A 17,021-nucleotide genomic window follows, 5' to 3' on the forward strand; every position below is an offset into this window, starting at 1 on the left:
GCCCCGGTCCGGACCAGGCTTACGCCCCGCTGTGCCGGAGCATGTCCTCCCGCTCCACCACCTTGACCCGCTCGCGCCCCTCGGCCTCGCCCAACGCGCGCTCGTGGGCGTCGAGTTCGTACCAGCCCTGCCAGGTGGTGAACCGCACCCCGCGCTCCCGCAGGTACGCCGGGACCGCCTCCGGGTCCGGCTCGACGGCGCCCGGCAGGCGCCCCTCGGCCTGGTCGGCGAGCAGGCAGGCGACGGTCTCGTTGGCGTCGCCCTTGGTGTGCCCGATCAGGCCGACCGGCCCGCGCTTGATCCAACCGGTCACGTACACCGCGTCCTGGTGCGAGCCGTCGGCGGCGAGCACCCGGCCGGCCGCGTTCGGCACGGTGCCGGAGACCGGGTCGAACGGCAGCTTCGGCAGCTCGTCGGAGTAGTACCCGATCGCCCGGTAGATCGAGCGGACGTCCCAGTCGGTGAACTCGCCGGTGCCGCGGACGTTGCCGGTGCCGTCGAGCTCGGTGCGCTCGGTGCGCAGCCCGGCGACCTTGCCGTCCTCGCCGAGCACCTCCACCGGGGACTCGAAGAAGTGCAGGTAGAGACGGTGCGGGCGGTCGCCGACGTCCCGGATCGCCCAGTTCTCGATGGTCGAGGCGACCATGTCGACGTGCTTGGCGGCGCGCCGCTCGGCGATCGAGCCCTCGTCGTAGTCGATGTCCTCGGGGGCGACGATCACCTCGATGTTGGGCGAGTGGTCGAGCTCGCGCAGCTCCATCGGGCTGAACTTGGCCTGGGCGGGACCGCGGCGGGCGAAGACGTGCACCTCCAGGGCCCGGTTGCGCTTGAGGCCCTCGTACACGTTCGGCGGGATCTCGGTGGGCAGCAGCTCGTCGGCGGTCTTGGCGAGGATGCGGGCCACGTCCAGGGCGACGTTGCCGGCACCGAGCACGGCGACCTTCTCGGCCTCCAGCGGCCAGGTGCGCGGCACGTCGGGGTGACCGTCGTACCAGGAGACGAAGTCGGCGGCGCCGTAGGAGCCGTCGAGGCCGACACCGGGTATGTCGAGCGCCCGGTCGGCCATCGCGCCGGTGGAGAAGACCACGGCGTCGTAGAACCGGTGCAGGTCGTCCAGGGCGAGGTCGCCGGGGTAGTCGACGTTGCCGAACAGCCGCACCTCCGGCTTGTCCAGCACCTTGTGGAGGGCGGTGACGATGCCCTTGATCCGCGGGTGGTCGGGCGCCACGCCGTACCGGATCAGACCGAACGGCGCGGGCATCCGCTCGAAGAGGTCGATGGAGACCCCGGGCTGCTGGGCGGCGTCGGACTTCAGCAGGGCGTCGGCGGCGTATATGCCGGCGGGGCCGGCTCCGACGATCGCGACACGGATCGGGCGGGTCATCTCGGGGCGATCCTCCGGACGGGAACGAACAGGACGGGTTGGAGCGGTACAGCGGGCGGAGCGGCACAGCGGGCACAGCGGCACAGCGGGCACAGCGCACTGCCCGGTGGAGCGGACGGGCGAGGGTGCTCCACGTCCACCCAACCCCGCCGGACCTTGCCACTGTAGGCGGTGTGGATCTATGGGCCCATAGAGCGAACCTATGGCCGATCCGGGAACAACGACGCGCCCGCGCCCGCACCGGGGCCCGCCCCCCTCCGGCCCCCGCCCGCACGAACAAGGTCCAAAAACCGACGCCCCGGCCCCGCTCCCGTGCCCTAGCCTTTCCTCGCACCACCCATAAGGTCTAGACCACAGAGTGGGGAATCATGAATTCGCTTGTGGGGAAAGCCCGGTGGACCGGGGCGCTGGCGGTGGCCGCGGCGCTGCTGCTGACCGGGACCGGTGCCGGGGCGGCCGCCGCCGAACCGGCCGCGGGCGCACCGAACGGCACCGCCGTCGGCTGGCGGGCACTCGGGCTCGCGGTCAGCCCCGAGGGGACCAAGGCGTACGTGGTGGCGGCGGACCGGTCCGGCAGCCGGACCCCGGTCGTCCTGCGGACGGTGGACCTGCGCAGCGGCGCGGTCGTCGCCGAACTGCCGCTGGCCGAGGACGGCGACGCCGGGAAGCCGGTGGTGAGCCAGGACGGCCGACGGCTCTACGTGGTCGTGGCGGACCGGCTGGTGGCCGTGGACACCGCGGCGGGCACCGTGCTCTCCCGCACCCCCGCCCCCGAGCAGCAGCGCCCGGCCGACTGGACGCCGGGCGCGCTGACCGGCCTCGCCGTGAGTCCGGACGGGTCCAAGGTCTACGCCGGGCAGAACGGCCCGGCCGGCGACGGCCAGGGCGTCCGCCCCGGCCGGGTGCTGGTGTTCGGCACCGGCGCGGGCGCCTTCACCGGGAGCCTGCCGCTGCGCGGGTACGGCGTGGGCGGGTTCGCGCTCCAGGCGGGCGGCGCCACCGCGTACGTCGCCACGGACCTCGGCGTCGAGCACCTCGACACCACCACCGCCGTGCCGACCCCGCTGCTCCCCGTCGAGCGGCTCGGCGCCACCGGGGAGCTGACCGCCTCGCCCGACGGGCTGCGGGTGTACGCGCTGGGCATCCAGGCCTCCGCCGGCACCGGGTACGCGATCAGCACCGCCACCAACACCGCGCGGCCGGTCTTCACCTTCGCGACCGCGCCGGCCGACCTCCACTACGTGTCGGTGAGCCCGGACGGCGGGCGGCTCTACCTCCTCAAGGACAGCTGGACGCCGCAGGCCTCGGTACTCGCCTACAGCACCGCGACCGACACCGCCGTGCCGGGCGAGACCCTCACCGGTTTCGGTCTGGACGGCGTCTCGGCCGCGGCGGTCGTCCCCGGCGGGCACACACTCCTCGTCGCCGGGATCCGCGGCCAGGGCTCCTACCTGCGGACCGTCGCGCTCTGATCCCCGACCCCGGGGCCGTCACCTCCTCCGACCGGTGGGGGGTGGCGGCCCCGGCGGCGGCCCGGGCAGCACGCCGCGGCCCGGACGCGCCGTCCGCCCGGCACCGCGGGGCCCGGGGACGCCGCCCGCCCGGCACCGCGCGGGTCGGCAACCCTGCCTCTACGGGCGGCCGTTGCGAGTCACCGCCGCCGCGCCCCTCACATCCTCCACACCCTCCCCGCACGCCCCGCCCCACTTTCCGCACCGGCACGCCGCCCGCACCCCCGCCCGGGGCCGCGCGAAGCCGCCGACGCCCGCCACCACCAGCCCCTTCGGGCAGCGGCGAGTACCTGAAGGGGCACCTGCGGCCCGACCCGCCGGACCGCCGCGCCGAGCGGCCGCGACCCGCCCGACCTCCGGCTTTCCCGCAGGTCACACCCGGTCGTCCACCGACCGACGGGGCACCGATCGGGGCTGCCGGGACGAGGGTTGACACCGTAAGTTGGTCTAGTCCACCGTAGGGTCACACGCGTTTGACGAGGCCGGAACAGTTGTCGGCACTCCTTGTCCGACGAGCAAACCAGCCGCCGCCTCACTCCCCGTCAGGGACCCGCGTCCTCCTCCATTTCCTTCGCCGTTCCCCTCCCCGTTTCCTTCGCCGTCACCCTCGCCGTTCTCTCGCCGCGCCCTTCTCCGCGCCTGTCCGGCGACCCGTACCCGCGCGCCCCTCGACCCCTGCCGCCCCCTCCCCTCGCACGGGCATCCGACCGTCCGACACCCACCGATCCGACGCCCCGACCCGACCTTGGAGTGACGTGATGCCGAAGCCCGACGGGCACCTGTATCGAGCCGCTTCGGAGCGCCCGTCCCAGGAACCGGCGGCCCACGAGGAGGCCGTGGGCCCGCGGGCGACCACCGGCCGCACCGTCGAGCAGCGGCGCACCGGAACGCCCGGAAGACCGGACCGACCCACCACCGGCCGGAGTGCCGCCCATGCCTGACCACGGAAGCCTGCGCACCGCCCTGGCCGCCGCCGAGGACGACCGGATCATCTACGACCTCGACGGCATCGAGTCCCAGTACGACGCCCTGCGGCACGAACTTCCGGACGTGGAGATCCGGTTCGCCATGAAGGCCTGCCCGGTGGACGAGGTGCTCGACTGCCTGGCCGCACGGGGCTCCGGCTTCGACGCGGCCGGACCGCAGGAGATCGTCCAGGCGCTGCGCACCGGCGTGCCGGTCGAGCGGGTCCACTACGGCAACACGATCAAGTCCGACCGCCAGATCGCCGAGGCGTACCGGATCGGCGTGCGCGACTTCGCCACCGACAGCCTGGCCGATGTCCTCGCGATCGCCGAACACGCGCCGGGTGCAAGGGTGTTCTGCCGCCTCGCCACCACCGGCGAGGGGGCACTCTGGGGCCTGAGCAGGAAGTTCGGCTGCTCCCCGGCGGACGCCCTGCGAGTACTGGAGGCAGCCCGGGACGCCGGACTGGTCCCGGCCGGGCTCTCCGTGCACGTCGGCTCCCAGCAACTCACCTCCGAGGCCTGGCAGCGTGCCCTGGAGACGATCGCCTCGGTGGTCGAGGAGGCCAACCGGCGCGGCATCCTGCTGGACCACGTCAACCTCGGCGGCGGCCTGCCCGCCCTCGGCGTCCTGGACCGGCGCGGGGAGCCGCTCGACCCGCCGGTCGACAAGATGTTCGCGGTGATCCGGGAGGGCATGCAGCGGCTGCGCGAAGTCTCCGCCGTACCGCTCGACTTCCTGATGGAGCCGGGCCGCCACCTGGTCGCCGACCACGGCGCGATCCGGGCCCACATCACCCGCCTGACGGATCGTCAGCAACTTGACGGCGAACGGGCGTACTGGCTCTACCTGAGCTGCGGCAAGTTCAACGGCCTGTACGAGATGGACGAGTTGCGCTACCGGCTGGAGTTCCCCACCCACCCCGACGCCGCGACCGTCCCCGCCGTGATCGCCGGGCCCACCTGCGACAGCGACGACGCCTACGCCGACGAGGGCGCCGGCGTGCCCGTCCCCCGGGACGCCGCCTCGGGCGACCCGGTGTGGATCCTCTCCTGCGGCGCCTACGCCACCGCCTACACCACCCGGGGCTTCAACGGCTTCCCGCCGCTCCCCTACAGCTGCGTCCGAGCGGGCCGCCCGGGGGCCGGACCGCCGCAAAACCCTTCGCCGACCCGCCGCCCGGCGAACTAGGCTCGCCGGATGACCACCCGCACCTTCCGCATCACCGTCCGCGGCGTCTTCGACGGCCTCACCCCGGAGCAGCACGCCGAGCTGCAGTCCGAGGCCGCCGAGCACGACATCCTCTTCGCCGCCTTCACCCCCGAGGGCCACCTCAGCTACGACCTGAACGCCCGCGCCGTCTTCACGTTCCGCTACCAGGACACCGGCGAGGCCGAGGAGGACATCCTCAACGCCACCGAGCGCGCGGAGCAGTCGGCGCGCGCCTGGCTCGACGAACGCGGGTACGGCCACAAGAACCTCCGCTCCCAGGCCGAGGACCTCTCCCAGGCCCCGCTCGGCAAGCGGCAGCGCCGAGCGGCCGCCAAGGAGCTCTGACACCCGCCCCCGCCCCCGCCGCGCCGGCCCTCGACACCCCCGCACCCTCGACACCCCCGCGCCCGCGTCCGAATCGTTCAAGACGGCCGCCCCCGGCCCGCCTACGGTCGAGTCATGACCCGCACCCGCACCGCACGCCTCACCGGGGCCCGCCTCGACGCCGCCGCCCGGTACCTCTGGACCTCCGGCCGCGTCCTCGAACAGCGGCGCTTCGCCCACCTGTTCGGCGTCGAGGGCGGTCCCACCGGCGGGGTCACCGGCGTTCCCGCAGTCGTCCCCACCGGCGACCCCGCAGGCGTCCTCGCCGCCCTCGACGCCCACCGCACCGCCGACGGCGGCTACGCCTACGGCCTCGAACCGGACGTGCGCGGGCCCGCCGCCCAGCCCATCGCCGTCCCGGCCGCGCTGCTCGCCCTGGAGGAGGCCGGCGCCCTGGACCACGCCCGCGCCCGGGCGGTCTGCGACTGGCTGGCGGGCGTCGCCGCGCCCGACGGCGGCGTGCCGGTCGTCCTGCCGAGCCTGCGCCCCTACCCGCACCCGCCGTTCGTCCCGGTCCCCGAGGAGGGCGAACCGCCCGTCGGGGCACTGCTGTCCACCGGCCAGATCGTCGCCCCGCTGCTCCGCCTGGGCATCGTCCACCCGTGGCTCACCGCCGCCACCGCCTTCTGCCGCACCGCCGTCGAGAACCTCCACGAGACCCACCCGTACGAGGCGGGCGCCGCGATCCGCTTCCTCGACGCCGCCCCGGACACGGCCTGGGCCCGGCGGGAGGCCGCGCGCCTGGGCGCGCTGGTCCAAGAGCAGCGGATCGTCCTGCTCGACCCGGCCCGGCCCGAGGAGGCCAGGGTCTCCCCCGGCTACGCACCGGGCGAGCACCACCTACCGCACGACTACGCCCGCCGGCCGGACAGCCTGGCGCGCCGCTGGTTCACCGCCGCCGAACTCGCCCGCGGGCTCGACCACCTCGCCGCCGAGCAGCAGTCGGACGGCGGCTGGCCGATCCACTGGGTCCGCTGGTCGGCGAGCACCGAGTCCGAGGCCCGCCCCGGCGTCACGCTCCAGGCGCTGCTCACCCTGCGCGCCTACGACGCCCCCGGGGGCGTCTGACCGGGCCTCGCGGCCGCCCGGCCCAGCAGAACCGTCGGCGACACCCCCGACCACCGGCGCACCTCCCTCGTGAGGTGCGCCTGATCGGCGTACCCGGCCTGGGCCGCCACCGCCGCCAACCCGGGCGCCCCACCGGCGCCTTCACCGCTCCCTCCACCGCCCGACCGCGCCCGGGCCACCGCCCGCCGGAACCGCAGCACCGCCTGCAGGGTCTTCGGTCCGTAGCCGACCGCGTCCGTCACCCGGCGCCGCAACTGCCGCTCCGAAAGGCCGAGTTCCGCCGCCAGATCCGGCAGCCGCACCCCCTCCGGACGCCCCAGCGCGACCACCGCCCGTTCGACCGCCCGGTCCGGCGCCCACCCGGGCACCCGCGAGGCCACGAAGTCGTCCAGCACCACCACGACCTCCGCCGGCCCACCCGCCCCGGCGCACCGCTCCCCCTCCCACTCCCCGCCCCGCTCCACGAGCCCCTCCCCGAGCCCCTCCGCACACCGCTCCCCGAGCCGCTCCGCCACCGGCGCGCCGACCACCTCGGCCAGCGGCACCTGAAGGTCGCAGAGCTCCCGCACCGGCATCGCCCCCAGCAGCAGGCCCGCCGCACCGGGCCGGAACCGCACCCCGGCCAGCTCGGCCCCGCCCGGCACCGGCACGGTCCGCGGCGCGCGGTCCGGGCCGACCACCTCCAGGCCCGCCGCCGACCACACCAGGTCCACACAGCCGTCCGGCACGACCAGCTGCCCGTACGCGGGCCCCGCGACGTTCCGCCGCACCCAGACACAGGCCACCTGCCGCCCGGGGGAGGCACCGGGCGGCCGTTCCGCGTACGCGGAGGGACCCACCAAGGAGGAATTCACCCTCCCACCCTCACCCCGACGAGAGCCCGAACGCGAGTCCGGACACGAACCCGGGCCCGAACGCGGGTCCGAACGCGGGTCCGGACGCGCCGGTCCGCCCGGGGCGCGCTCCGGCGCAGGCCCATTGGTATGTACCACCGTCCGATGATCCGGACCGACCGTCCCCACTTCCGCACCCCCACCGCCGGGCCGACGGGTCACCCGGAGACGGCGCCCGGGCGGCACACGGGGAGCCCGGGCAGCTCACCGGGCCGGTGCGGCCGGCGTGCGCCGTCGGCCGGACGAAAGGTCGGCACACGGCCTCCTTGGCAGGCCATCACCAACATGTCATTGTCAATCATCACGTCAGATCCTTCACTCCAAAGGGGAGTTGTCACGATCGACGGTAGATGACGAGTCGTCATGCGTCCCCACGAAACCCTTGGTCAGCACTGCTTCCACTTCTGGTCATCCCCGCCCCCACCACCCCCACCCAGCCGACCGACCACCAGCGGAGAACTCCATGCCGGACCTCGATCTCAACCTGCTTGTCGCCCTGGACGCCCTGCTGGAGGAGGGCAGCGTGACAGGCGCCGCAGAGCGGCTGCACACCTCGGCCCCCGCGATGAGTCGCACGCTCGGGCGGCTGCGCCGGGTGCTCGGCGATCCGCTCCTGGTCAGGGCCGGCCGGGGGCTGGTCCCGACGCCGCGCGCGGTGGAACTGCGGGCGGAGGTCAGGGCGCTGGTCAGCAGGGGCCAGTCGCTGCTGGTCCCGCGCGCCGCCGCCGAACCGGCCGACCTCAACCGCCGCTTCACCCTCCAGACCGGGGACGTCCTCCTCACCACCATCGGCGCGACCCTGGTGGAGACGGTCCGCGCCCAGGCCCCCGCCGTCACCCTGCGCTTCCTGAGCGACCACCCGGAGGGCGCCAGCGCGATGCGGGACGGCGTGATCGACCTGGAGGTCGGCGTGACGGACCACCTGGACCCCGAGACCCGCACCGAACCGCTCGCCACCTCCGGCCTGGTGGGCATCGCCCGCGCCGGACACCCGCTGACCGTCGGCGCGCCCCCCACCGCCGAGGAGTTCGCCACCGCCGACCATCTCGCGGTCTCCCGCAACGGCCGGGGCCAGGGGCCGATCGACCAGCGGCTGGCCGAGGTCGGCCTCTCCCGGCGGGTGGTCGCCAGCGTGCCGAGCTACCCGGCCGCGCTCTTCCTGCTCCGCGACAGCGACCTGGTCGGCCTCGCCCCGGCCCGCCTCGGCACCCGGGCGGCCGAGGCCCTCGGCCTGACCACCTTCCCACTCCCGGTGCCGATGCCCGAGGTGGTCCTCACCATGGCCTGGCACCCGCGCAACGACCAGGACGCCGGCCACCGCTGGCTGCGCGAACTGGTCCGAGGCGTCGTCACAGCGCGCGCCGGCTCCCCCCGCCGCACCGTCGACCTGCCCCCGGCCGAAGCCTTCCTCGGCGACAACCATCCCGTCCTGAGCGCCCGTTGAACACCCCGATCGGGTCCGGCCCGGGCCGATCACCCGGGCCGGACCCGACCGGCCGTTCCTGACGAGCCCGCGCCCCGGCGGGCTACGCGCCCTACGCCGTTACGCCGTGCGGCGCAGCAGGGCCAGGTACATCGCGTCCGTCCCGTGCAGGTGGGGCCAGAGCTGGACGTCGGGGCCGTCACCGAGGGCCGGAACGCCGGGCAGCAGCGGCCGGGCGTCGATCCACTCGACCCTGCCGCCCAGCTCCCGCAGCACGTCGTCGACGACCGCCCTGGTCTCCGCGAGGTGCGGCGAGCAGGTGGCGTAGCCGACCACGCCGCCGATCCTGGTGGCCTCGACGGCCGAGCGCAGCAGGTCGCGCTGGAGCGGTCCGAAGGCGGCGACGTCCGCCGGCCGGCGACGCCAGCGTGCCTCCGGGCGGCGGCGCAGGGCGCCGAGGCCGGAGCACGGCACGTCGACGAGCACCCGGTCGAAGCCGCCGGACTTCCAGGCCGGGCGGGTGCCGTCGGCGGCGATCACGGTGTACGGGCCGGGGTTGCCGGCCAGGGTGCGGGCGACCAGTCGGGCCCGGTGCGGCTGCTTCTCGCTGGCGACCAGCGCGGCCCCGCGCTCCGCGGCGAGCGCGGCGAGCAGCGCGGCCTTGCCTCCGGGGCCGGCGCAGCCGTCGAGCCACAGCCGGTCCGGGCCGTCCAGCGGCGCGGCGGCGAGAGCGAGGGCGACCAGCTGGCTGCCCTCGTCCTGGACGCCGGCCCGGTTGTCCTGCACGGCCGCGAGCGAGCCCGGGTCGCCGCCTTCGGCGAGCCGCAGCGCGAACGGGGACCAGCGGCCCGGCTCGGCCTCCGGCAGGGTCTCGGCCAGCTCGCCGACGGCGATCCGGCCGGGCCGGGCCACCAGGGTGACCTCGGGGCGCTCGTTGTCGGCGCGGAGCAGTTCCTCCATCGCCTCGCGTCCGGCGGCGCCGGGCTGCCAGCGGCCGAGCGAGTCCCACAGGGCGGCGACCACCCAGCGCGGGTGGGAGTGCACGACGGCGAGGTGGTCCTCGGCGTCCTTGTCGTACGGCGGCGCGACCTTCTCCAGCCAGGTGTCCAGGTCGTGGGCGCTGATCCGGCGCAGCACGGCGTTGACGAACTTGGCCTTGCCGTCGCCGAGCACCGCCCGGGCGAGTTCGACGGTGGCCGAGACGGCGGCGTGGCTGGGGATGCGGGTGGTCAGCAGCTGGTGGGCGCCGAGCGAGAGGACGTCGAGGACCGGCGGGTCGACCTTGCTGAGCGGGCGGTCGATGCAGGCGGCGATGACCGCGTCGTAGGTGCCCTGGAGCCGGAGGGTGCCGTAGACCAGCTCGGTGGCGAGTGCCGCGTCGCGCCGGTCCATGCCCTTCTGCTCGGCCTCGCGGAGCAGCGAGGGGAGGATCAGGTTGGCATAGGCGTCGCGCTCGTCGACGGCCCGCAGGGCGCGGAAGGCGACGATTCGCGCGGGGTCCTTCTTCGGGCGCCGGTGCGGGCGCGGGGCGCGCTTTCCGCCGGACGCGCCGGCCGCGCCGGAGGTGGTGCCGGAATTGCTGTGGGACGTGCTCATGGGATGTGCCTCAAGGTGCTACGGAGGTTATGTCGTGATCTCTCGAACAGTAACGCGAAAAGCGGACCGGCTCAGCTCACGCCGCTCCCGGACGGGCTCCCGCACGCCCTCGCCGGGGAGGCCCGGGTGTCCGCGCTACGGGCCCGGGCGTGCACTTTGCAAAGTGCACTTTGCAAAGTCCTCGCACACTTTGCAAAGTGCACGCCGCCCCGCCCGGCCCGGCTCATTCCGCGGGGCGCTCACCCAGACGCTCGCCGGACTCGATCCGCGCGCCGCGCGCCCAGTCCGCCGCCCGCATGGCCTTCTTGCCCTGCGGCCGCACCTCGCCCAGCTCGACCTCGTGGCTGCCGGTGCCGACCCGGACGCTGTTCTTGCCGACCGCCAGCTCCCCCGGGGCGAGATCGGCGGAGGCCGGCACCAGGGTGACCGGGCCGGTGACCTTGAGCCGCTCGCCGCGGAACTCGGTCCACGCGCCGGGCGCGGGGGCGCAGCCGCGCACGACCCGGTCGACCCGCAGTGCGGGCGCGGTCCAGTCGATCCGGGCGTCCTCGACGGTGATCTTCGGGGCGAGGGTGATGCCCTCGGCGGGCTGCGGGACGGCGTGCAGACTGCCGTCCGCGATGCCGTCCATGGTGGCGGCGAGCAGCCGGGCACCGGAGTGCGCGAGCCGGCCGAGCAGGTCGCCGCTGGTGTCGGCGGCGCGGACCTCCTCGGTGATCACGCCGTAGACCGGGCCGGAGTCCAGGCCCTGCTCGATCAGGAAGGTGGACGCGCCGGTGACCTCGTCGCCGGCCATCACCGCGTGCTGGACGGGCGCGGCGCCGCGCCAGGCGGGGAGCAGCGAGAAGTGCAGGTTGACCCAGCCGTGCTTCGGGATCTCCAGGGTGCCGGGGCGCAGCAGGGCGCCGTAGGCGACGACCGGGCAGCAGTCGGGCGCGAGCTCGGTGAGCCGGGCGACGAAGTCGGGGTCGCTCGGCTTCGCCGGCTTGAGGACCTCGATCCCGGCCTCCTCGGCGCGCTGGGCGACGGGGCTGGCGACGAGCTTGCGGCCCCGGCCGGAGGGGGCGTCGGGGCGGGTGACCACCGCGACGACCTCGTGCCGGTCGGAGGCGAGCAGGGCGTCCAGGGCGGGAACGGCGACCTCGGGGGTGCCGGCGAACACGAGGCGCATCAAGTGCCTTTCTGCAGTAAGGAGTTGACACCGATCAAAGGAGATCGGGAGGAGATCGGACGGACACCGGAACGAGACCGGGGCCAGACGCGCAGGCGCTCAGCGCGCCGCGCCGAAGGTGCTGTGCGGGGAGACCTTGACCACGGGCACCGGACCGGAGCCCCAGTCCGTCTCCCGGATCGCCCTGAGCGCGGCCTTCCGCTGCTCCGGGTCGAGGCGGTCGATGAAGACGATGCCGTCCAGGTGGTCGGTCTCGTGCTGGATGCAGCGGGCCAGCAGCTGGGTGCCCTCGACGGTGACCGGGTCGCCGTACATGTTGAAGCCGCGGGCGACCACGCCGTAGGCGCGCCGGGTGTCGTAGCGCAGGCCGGGGAGCGAGAGGCAGCCCTCGGGGCCGTCCTGCTCCTCCTCGCTCAGCGACAGGTCGGGATTGATCAGATGCCCGGTGACGCCGTCCACGTGGTAGGTGAACACCCTCAGCGAGATGCCGAGTTGAGGCGCGGCCAGGCCGGCGCCGGGGGCGTCGAGCATGGTCTCGGTGAGGTCCCCGACCAGGGTGCGGAGTTCCTTGTCGAAGGTGGTGACGGGCTGGGCGGTGGCGCGCAGGACGGGGTCTCCGAAGATTCGGATCGGCTGGATCGCCACGGGCACGGGCTCCTTGTCCGTCGGGGTGCCGGCTGCTGGGAACGCACGGCCGAGCGGGGCGCGCGCGGCCGTCGGCAAGTCTATGCAATCCGCCCGCACGAGGTTCTGGCATATCCCGCTCGCCCTGCCTGCGTGACCCCGGTGGCCGGTCCGGCGTTGGTCAAGGGGGATTGACCGTGGCCGGAGCGCGCGGGAAGGGCGCTCCGGTCGAGTGAACCGTACGGAAGGCGGCACGTAGGCCATGGCCGAGCAGATCAACCACGACGCCCGGGCGCGGGCGAGCCTGCACCTGTTGGTGCGGGACATCGAGCGGGTGAGGCGGCAGGTCGACGCGCTGCGGACGCTCACCGCCCAGTTGGGCAACGTCTACCGCCCCCGTCGCCCCAGCACCTCCGCGGGCTTCGTGGTGTACGGACGAGCCCCCGCGCCGACGGTGCGGCTGGCGCAGGAGCTGCGGGAGAGCGTGGAGACCCTGGTGGCGGCGGCGGTCGAGTTCGACCGCGCGCTGGGGTTCTCCTGGGACTCGGTGGGCTCCGCCCTCGGGGTGACCAAGCAGGCGGTGCACCGCCGCTACGGCATGCGCCGGCCGACCGGCGAGCTGCTGGCGGCGAGCGGGACGGTGCCCAACCCGAGCCGCCCGGACCGCTCCGAGGAGCTCCCCGGCCACTCCGCGCCGCACCCCGCGACCCACACCCCGCAGCACGCCGCGGCCGGCCACCCGCCGACCCACACCGCCCCCGGCCACACCGCCCCCGGCCACACCGGCCCCGGCCACCCGACGGTGGAGCGCGACCGCTCCCCCGCCCCGACCGGCCTGGCCACCACCGTCCCGGCCGCCCGCCAGGGCGGCCTCGACCGCACCGCCCTGGAGCGCGCCGCCATGGAGCGCGCCGCGCTCGACCGAGGCACCGGCGAGCGCGGCACCGGCGACCGAGCGACTCTCGACCGCAGCGCCGTCGACCGCACCGCCCTGGACCGCTCCGGCGTCCCCCTGCGCAGCTGACGCACCACCCGGACGCCGGGTGAGGGCCGCGCACGAACGCCGCGCCCCTCACCCGCTGTCCGGCATCCACCACCGAACACACGACCCCACAGCCGAACACAGCACCGATAAACGGCACCGGTCACAGAACCGGTCCCGGCACCGGCCCCGCACACACCCCCGCCGGACCGCCCCTCAGCCGATGTCCGTCGGATCGATCCGCACCTTCACCACCTCCGGCGTCCGCAGCGCGATCCGCGCGATCTGCGCCGCCTTCAACGCCGCCGCCAGCGCGGCCCCCTGCCCCGGCGGCACCCGCAGCAGCGCGCGCTCCTGCTCCTCCCCCCGCAGCGCCGCCACCGGCACCGGCCCGAGCACGTCCGCGTCCGGCGGCAACCGGACCAGGTTCAGCAGGTCCGCCACCGCCGCCGGGCTGCCGGTGACCGAGGCCATCCGCGCCACCGGCGGGAAGTGCAGCTGGGCCCGCTCGTCCAGCTCGAACCCGGCGTGCCCGAGCGGGTCCCAGCGCACCAGCGCCTGCACCGGCCGCGCGGTCGGCTCGGCGACCACCACCACCGTCCCGCCCTCCTCCGACGGCCGGACCAGCGCCGCGGCGGTCAGCCAGAGCCGCAGCGCCTCCTCCCCGGCCCGCAGGTCGGGGCGGCCGAGCAGCGCCCAGCCGTCCAGCAGCAGCGCCGCCGCGTACCCGCCGCCGCTCTCGACGACCGGCTCCGCCCCGGGCGTGGAGATCACCAGCGCCGGTTCGTCCGGCACGGTGGTCAGCACCGCGTCCCGCCCGGAGGTCCGCACCGGGATCCGGGGGAACGCCTTGCCGAGCTCCTCGGCCGTCCGCCGGGCGCCCACCACCTGGGCCCGCAGCCGGAACGACCCGCACTCCGGGCAGTGCCACTCCCGCTCCTCCTCGCCGCACCACCCGCAGTGCAGGGGCGCGTCGGCCCCGGCCGCCTCCAACGGGCCCTCGCAGCGACGGCAGCGTGCGGGCGTGCGGCAGCGCCCGCACGCCAGCCGGGGGACGTAGCCGCGCCGGGGCACCTGGATGAGCACCGGACCGCCGGCGGCCAGGCCCTCGCGGGCGGCCTCCCAGGCGATCGAGGGCAGCCGGGCGGCCTGCGCGGCGGCGTCCCGGTGCTGGTCGAGGTCGGTGACGGTGCGGACCCGGGGTGCGGTCCGGCGGACGGTCTCCCGGTCGGCGGTCAGCGCCCTGGCCCACCCGGTCCGCACCAGCTGGGCGCCCTCGACGGTGACCACGTGCCCGCCGAGCAGCACCGCCGCGCCCTCCTCGGCCGCACGCAGCAGGGCGACCTCGCGCACGTGCGGGTGCGGGGCCCGCGGGTCGCAGTGGCTGGAGTCGCCGTCGGACCAGACCACCACGAGCCCGAGGTCGTGCACGGGCGCGAACATCGCCGCCCGGGTGCCGACGGCGGCGCGCACCGAGCCCCGGCTGACCGTGAGCCAGCGCCGGTAGCGCTCGCGCGGGCCGAGGTCGGCGGCCAGGACGGCGTGCCGGCCCTCGCCGAGCAGTTCGGTCAGCGCCCGGTCGACCCTGGCCACCGAACGGCCGTCGGGCACCACGACCAGCGCGCCGCGCCCGCTCGCCAGGGTGGCCGCGACGGCCCGGGCGGTCTCGTACGGCCAGCCGGGGCCGGGCAGGGCCGTCCAGACCGCGCGCGGCGCCCCGCCGGCGGCCAGCGAGGCCAGGAAGTCCGGCCCGGCCGGGTAGCGGCTCCAGCCGCCGGGCGCGGGCGCGTCCGGGCGGGGCGACGGCGGCGGCGAGGGCTCGGCCTCCGCCTTGGCGTGCCGGGGCGGCACGGCGAGCTGCAGGACGTCGGCCAGGGTGCCGGCGTACCGGTCGGCGACGGTGCGGCAGAGCCGGAGCAGCTGGGGGGTGAGCACCGGTTCGGGCGAGAGGACCTGTGCGAGGGGGGCCAGCGGCCCGGAGAAGTCGCTCTTCTCCAGCCGGGCGACAATGAATCCGTCGTGGAGTTCCCCGCCCTCGCGCTGGCCCTTGACCACCCGCGCGCCGAAGCGGACCCGGACCCGGACACCGGGCCGGGCCTCTTCCGCCATCGCGGCCGGTACTTCGTAGTCGAAGAACTTGTCGATGGTGAGCACGCCCTTGTCGACGACCACCCGGGCGACCGGCAGGTGCTCGGCCCGCTTGGCCCCGCGCCAGCTGCGCGGCTTGGCCCGCCGGACCGTCTCCCGGATGAACGCCAGCTGCTCCGGCGCCCCGCCGTCCGCCGCGTCCTCGCTCACCACCCCCGCGTCCTCGACCTCCTCGCCCACCGCCCCGCCGTCCTCGTCACTCCCCTGCCTGCTGCTCATCGCACCCAGTCCTACCAGGTCCCACCGACAGAACAGCAGCAGGTCCACCGACAAAACGGCAGGTGGTGGCCACCCGGAGAGCCGGGCGGCCACCACCTGCCGTCAAACGATCCTATGAAACGATCCTACGAGCCGATCAGGCCTCGACGGCCTTCTTCAGCTGCTCCACCCGGTCGGTCCGCTCCCAGGTGAAGTCCGGCAGCTCACGGCCGAAGTGGCCGTACGCGGCGGTCTGCGAGTAGATCGGGCGCAGCAGGTCCAGGTCGCGGATGATCGCGGCCGGACGCAGGTCGAACACCTCGGTGACGGCCTTCTGGATCGCGAGGACCGGCGCGGTCTCGGTGCCGAAGGTCTCCACGAACAGGCCGACCGGCTCGGCCTTGCCGATCGCGTACGCGACCTGGACCTCGGCGCGGCGGGCGAGGCCGGCGGCGACGATGTTCTTCGCCACCCAGCGCATCGCGTACGCGGCCGAGCGGTCCACCTTGGACGGGTCCTTGCCCGAGAAGGCGCCGCCGCCGTGGCGGGCCATGCCGCCGTAGGTGTCGATGATGATCTTGCGACCGGTGAGGCCGGCGTCGCCCATCGGGCCGCCGATCTCGAACCGGCCGGTCGGGTTGACCAGCAGCCGGTAGCCCTCGGTGACGAGCTTGATGCCCTGCTCGGCGAGCGCCTTCAGCTCCGGCTCCACGACGAACTCGCGGATGTCCGGGGTGAGCAGCGACTCCAGGTCGATGTCGCTCGCGTGCTGGGTGGAGACCACCACGGTGTCGAGGCGGACGGCCTTGTCGCCGTCGTACTCGATGGTGACCTGGGTCTTGCCGTCGGGGCGCAGGTAGGGGATGGTCCCGTTCTTGCGCACCTCGGTGAGGCGGCGCGAGAGGCGGTGGGCCAGGGTGATCGGCAGCGGCATGAGCTCGGGCGTCTCGTCGGACGCGTAGCCGAACATCAGGCCCTGGTCGCCGGCGCCCTGCCGGTCCAAGTCGTCCTCGTCACCCTCGACCCGGGCCTCGTACGCGGTGTCGACGCCCTGGGCGATGTCCGGCGACTGCGCGCCGATCGAGACGGAAACGCCGCAGGAGGCGCCGTCGAAGCCCTTCTTGGAGCTGTCGTAGCCGATCTCCAGGATCTTGTCCCGGACGAGCTGCGCGATCGGCGCGTAAGCCTTCGTGGTCACCTCGCCGGCCACGTGCACCTGGCCGGTGGTGATCAGCGTCTCCACCGCGACCCGGGAAGTCGGGTCCTCACGGAGGAGAGCGTCAAGAATGGTGTCGCTGATCTGGTCAGCGATCTTGTCGGGGTGTCCCTCGGTCACGGACTCCGAGGTGAACAGGCGGCGAGACACAGCGCTCCCTGGGGTTGCAGCGGCTGCTGACTGAAAGGCCCCGGTCGGAACCGGGGACTTCCGGAAAGACTTGATTCCTGGAGTGTAACGGTCGG

General features: G+C 74.9%; 12 protein-coding genes and 1 pseudogene. 6 read left to right on the plus strand and 7 right to left on the minus strand.

What is annotated here, in order from left to right:
• Nucleotides 1–19: 19 nt before the first annotated feature.
• Nucleotides 20–1,384, minus strand: coding sequence for an FAD-dependent oxidoreductase (locus OG715_RS10095; protein ID WP_266275367.1), 1,365 nt, complete (start codon nt 1,382–1,384; stop codon nt 20–22).
• Between the two features lie 368 nt (nt 1,385–1,752).
• On the opposite strand from OG715_RS10095, the gene OG715_RS10100 reads away from it, so the two are divergent.
• The 4 genes from OG715_RS10100 (at nt 1,753) to OG715_RS10115 (ending at nt 6,525) form a co-directional block, all read left to right on the plus strand.
• Nucleotides 1,753–2,856: a YncE family protein gene (locus tag OG715_RS10100; protein WP_266275365.1), complete on the plus strand. Its 1,104-nt coding sequence runs from the start codon at nt 1,753–1,755 to the stop codon at nt 2,854–2,856.
• 972 nt (nt 2,857–3,828) lie between these two features.
• Nucleotides 3,829–5,052 carry a type III PLP-dependent enzyme gene (locus OG715_RS10105; protein ID WP_266275363.1) on the plus strand — a complete coding sequence of 408 codons (1,224 nt, stop codon included), beginning with the start codon at nt 3,829–3,831 and terminating at the stop codon, nt 5,050–5,052.
• Between the two features lie 9 nt (nt 5,053–5,061).
• The gene (locus OG715_RS10110; protein ID WP_266275361.1) at nt 5,062–5,418 is read left to right on the plus strand and encodes a DUF6204 family protein; all 357 of its coding nucleotides are present in this window, start codon (nt 5,062–5,064) and stop codon (nt 5,416–5,418) included.
• Nucleotides 5,419–5,532: 114 nt separating this feature from the next.
• A complete protein-coding gene (locus OG715_RS10115) occupies nt 5,533–6,525 on the plus strand; it encodes a hypothetical protein (protein ID WP_266275359.1) in 993 nt (330 codons plus the stop codon).
• Here the strand turns inward: OG715_RS10115 and OG715_RS10120 are convergent.
• Nucleotides 6,501–7,364, minus strand: a complete 864-nt coding sequence (locus OG715_RS10120; RefSeq protein ID WP_266277350.1) for a DUF6597 domain-containing transcriptional factor — start codon at nt 7,362–7,364, stop codon at nt 6,501–6,503. The genes OG715_RS10115 and OG715_RS10120 overlap by 25 nt on opposite strands.
• Nucleotides 7,365–7,881: 517 nt before the next feature.
• Here OG715_RS10120 and OG715_RS10125 point away from each other — a divergent pair.
• Nucleotides 7,882–8,862, plus strand: a complete 981-nt coding sequence (locus OG715_RS10125) for a LysR family transcriptional regulator (protein WP_266275358.1) — start codon at nt 7,882–7,884, stop codon at nt 8,860–8,862.
• 99 nt (nt 8,863–8,961) lie between these two features.
• Here the strand turns inward: OG715_RS10125 and OG715_RS10130 are convergent, their stop codons facing one another.
• The 3 genes from OG715_RS10130 to def form a co-directional block, all read right to left on the minus strand.
• Nucleotides 8,962–10,437: an RsmB/NOP family class I SAM-dependent RNA methyltransferase gene (locus tag OG715_RS10130; RefSeq protein ID WP_266275357.1), complete on the minus strand. Its 1,476-nt coding sequence runs from the start codon at nt 10,435–10,437 to the stop codon at nt 8,962–8,964.
• A gap of 223 nt (nt 10,438–10,660) precedes the next feature.
• Nucleotides 10,661–11,608: a methionyl-tRNA formyltransferase gene (fmt, locus tag OG715_RS10135; protein WP_266275355.1), complete on the minus strand. Its 948-nt coding sequence runs from the start codon at nt 11,606–11,608 to the stop codon at nt 10,661–10,663.
• A gap of 99 nt (nt 11,609–11,707) precedes the next feature.
• Entirely contained in the window at nt 11,708–12,253 is a 546-nt protein-coding gene (def, locus tag OG715_RS10140) for a peptide deformylase (RefSeq protein WP_266275353.1), read from the minus strand.
• 241 nt (nt 12,254–12,494) lie between these two features.
• On the opposite strand from def, the pseudogene OG715_RS10145 reads away from it, so the two are divergent.
• A pseudogene (locus tag OG715_RS10145) lies at nt 12,495–12,846 on the plus strand (hypothetical protein); the annotation flags it as partial.
• Between the two features lie 584 nt (nt 12,847–13,430).
• Here OG715_RS10145 and OG715_RS10150 read toward each other — a convergent pair.
• Nucleotides 13,431–15,581 (minus strand): primosomal protein N', encoded by a 2,151-nt coding sequence (locus OG715_RS10150; protein ID WP_266275351.1) that lies wholly within the window; start codon nt 15,579–15,581, stop codon nt 13,431–13,433.
• A gap of 136 nt (nt 15,582–15,717) precedes the next feature.
• On the minus strand, nt 15,718–16,926 hold the full coding sequence (gene metK / locus OG715_RS10155) for a methionine adenosyltransferase (RefSeq protein WP_266275350.1): 1,209 nt from the start codon (nt 16,924–16,926) through the stop codon (nt 15,718–15,720).
• Nucleotides 16,927–17,021 lie beyond the last annotated feature (95 nt).

Origin of the sequence: Kitasatospora purpeofusca, from assembly GCF_036010405.1 — a bacterium.
Lineage (GTDB): Bacteria > Actinomycetota > Actinomycetes > Streptomycetales > Streptomycetaceae > Kitasatospora > Kitasatospora purpeofusca.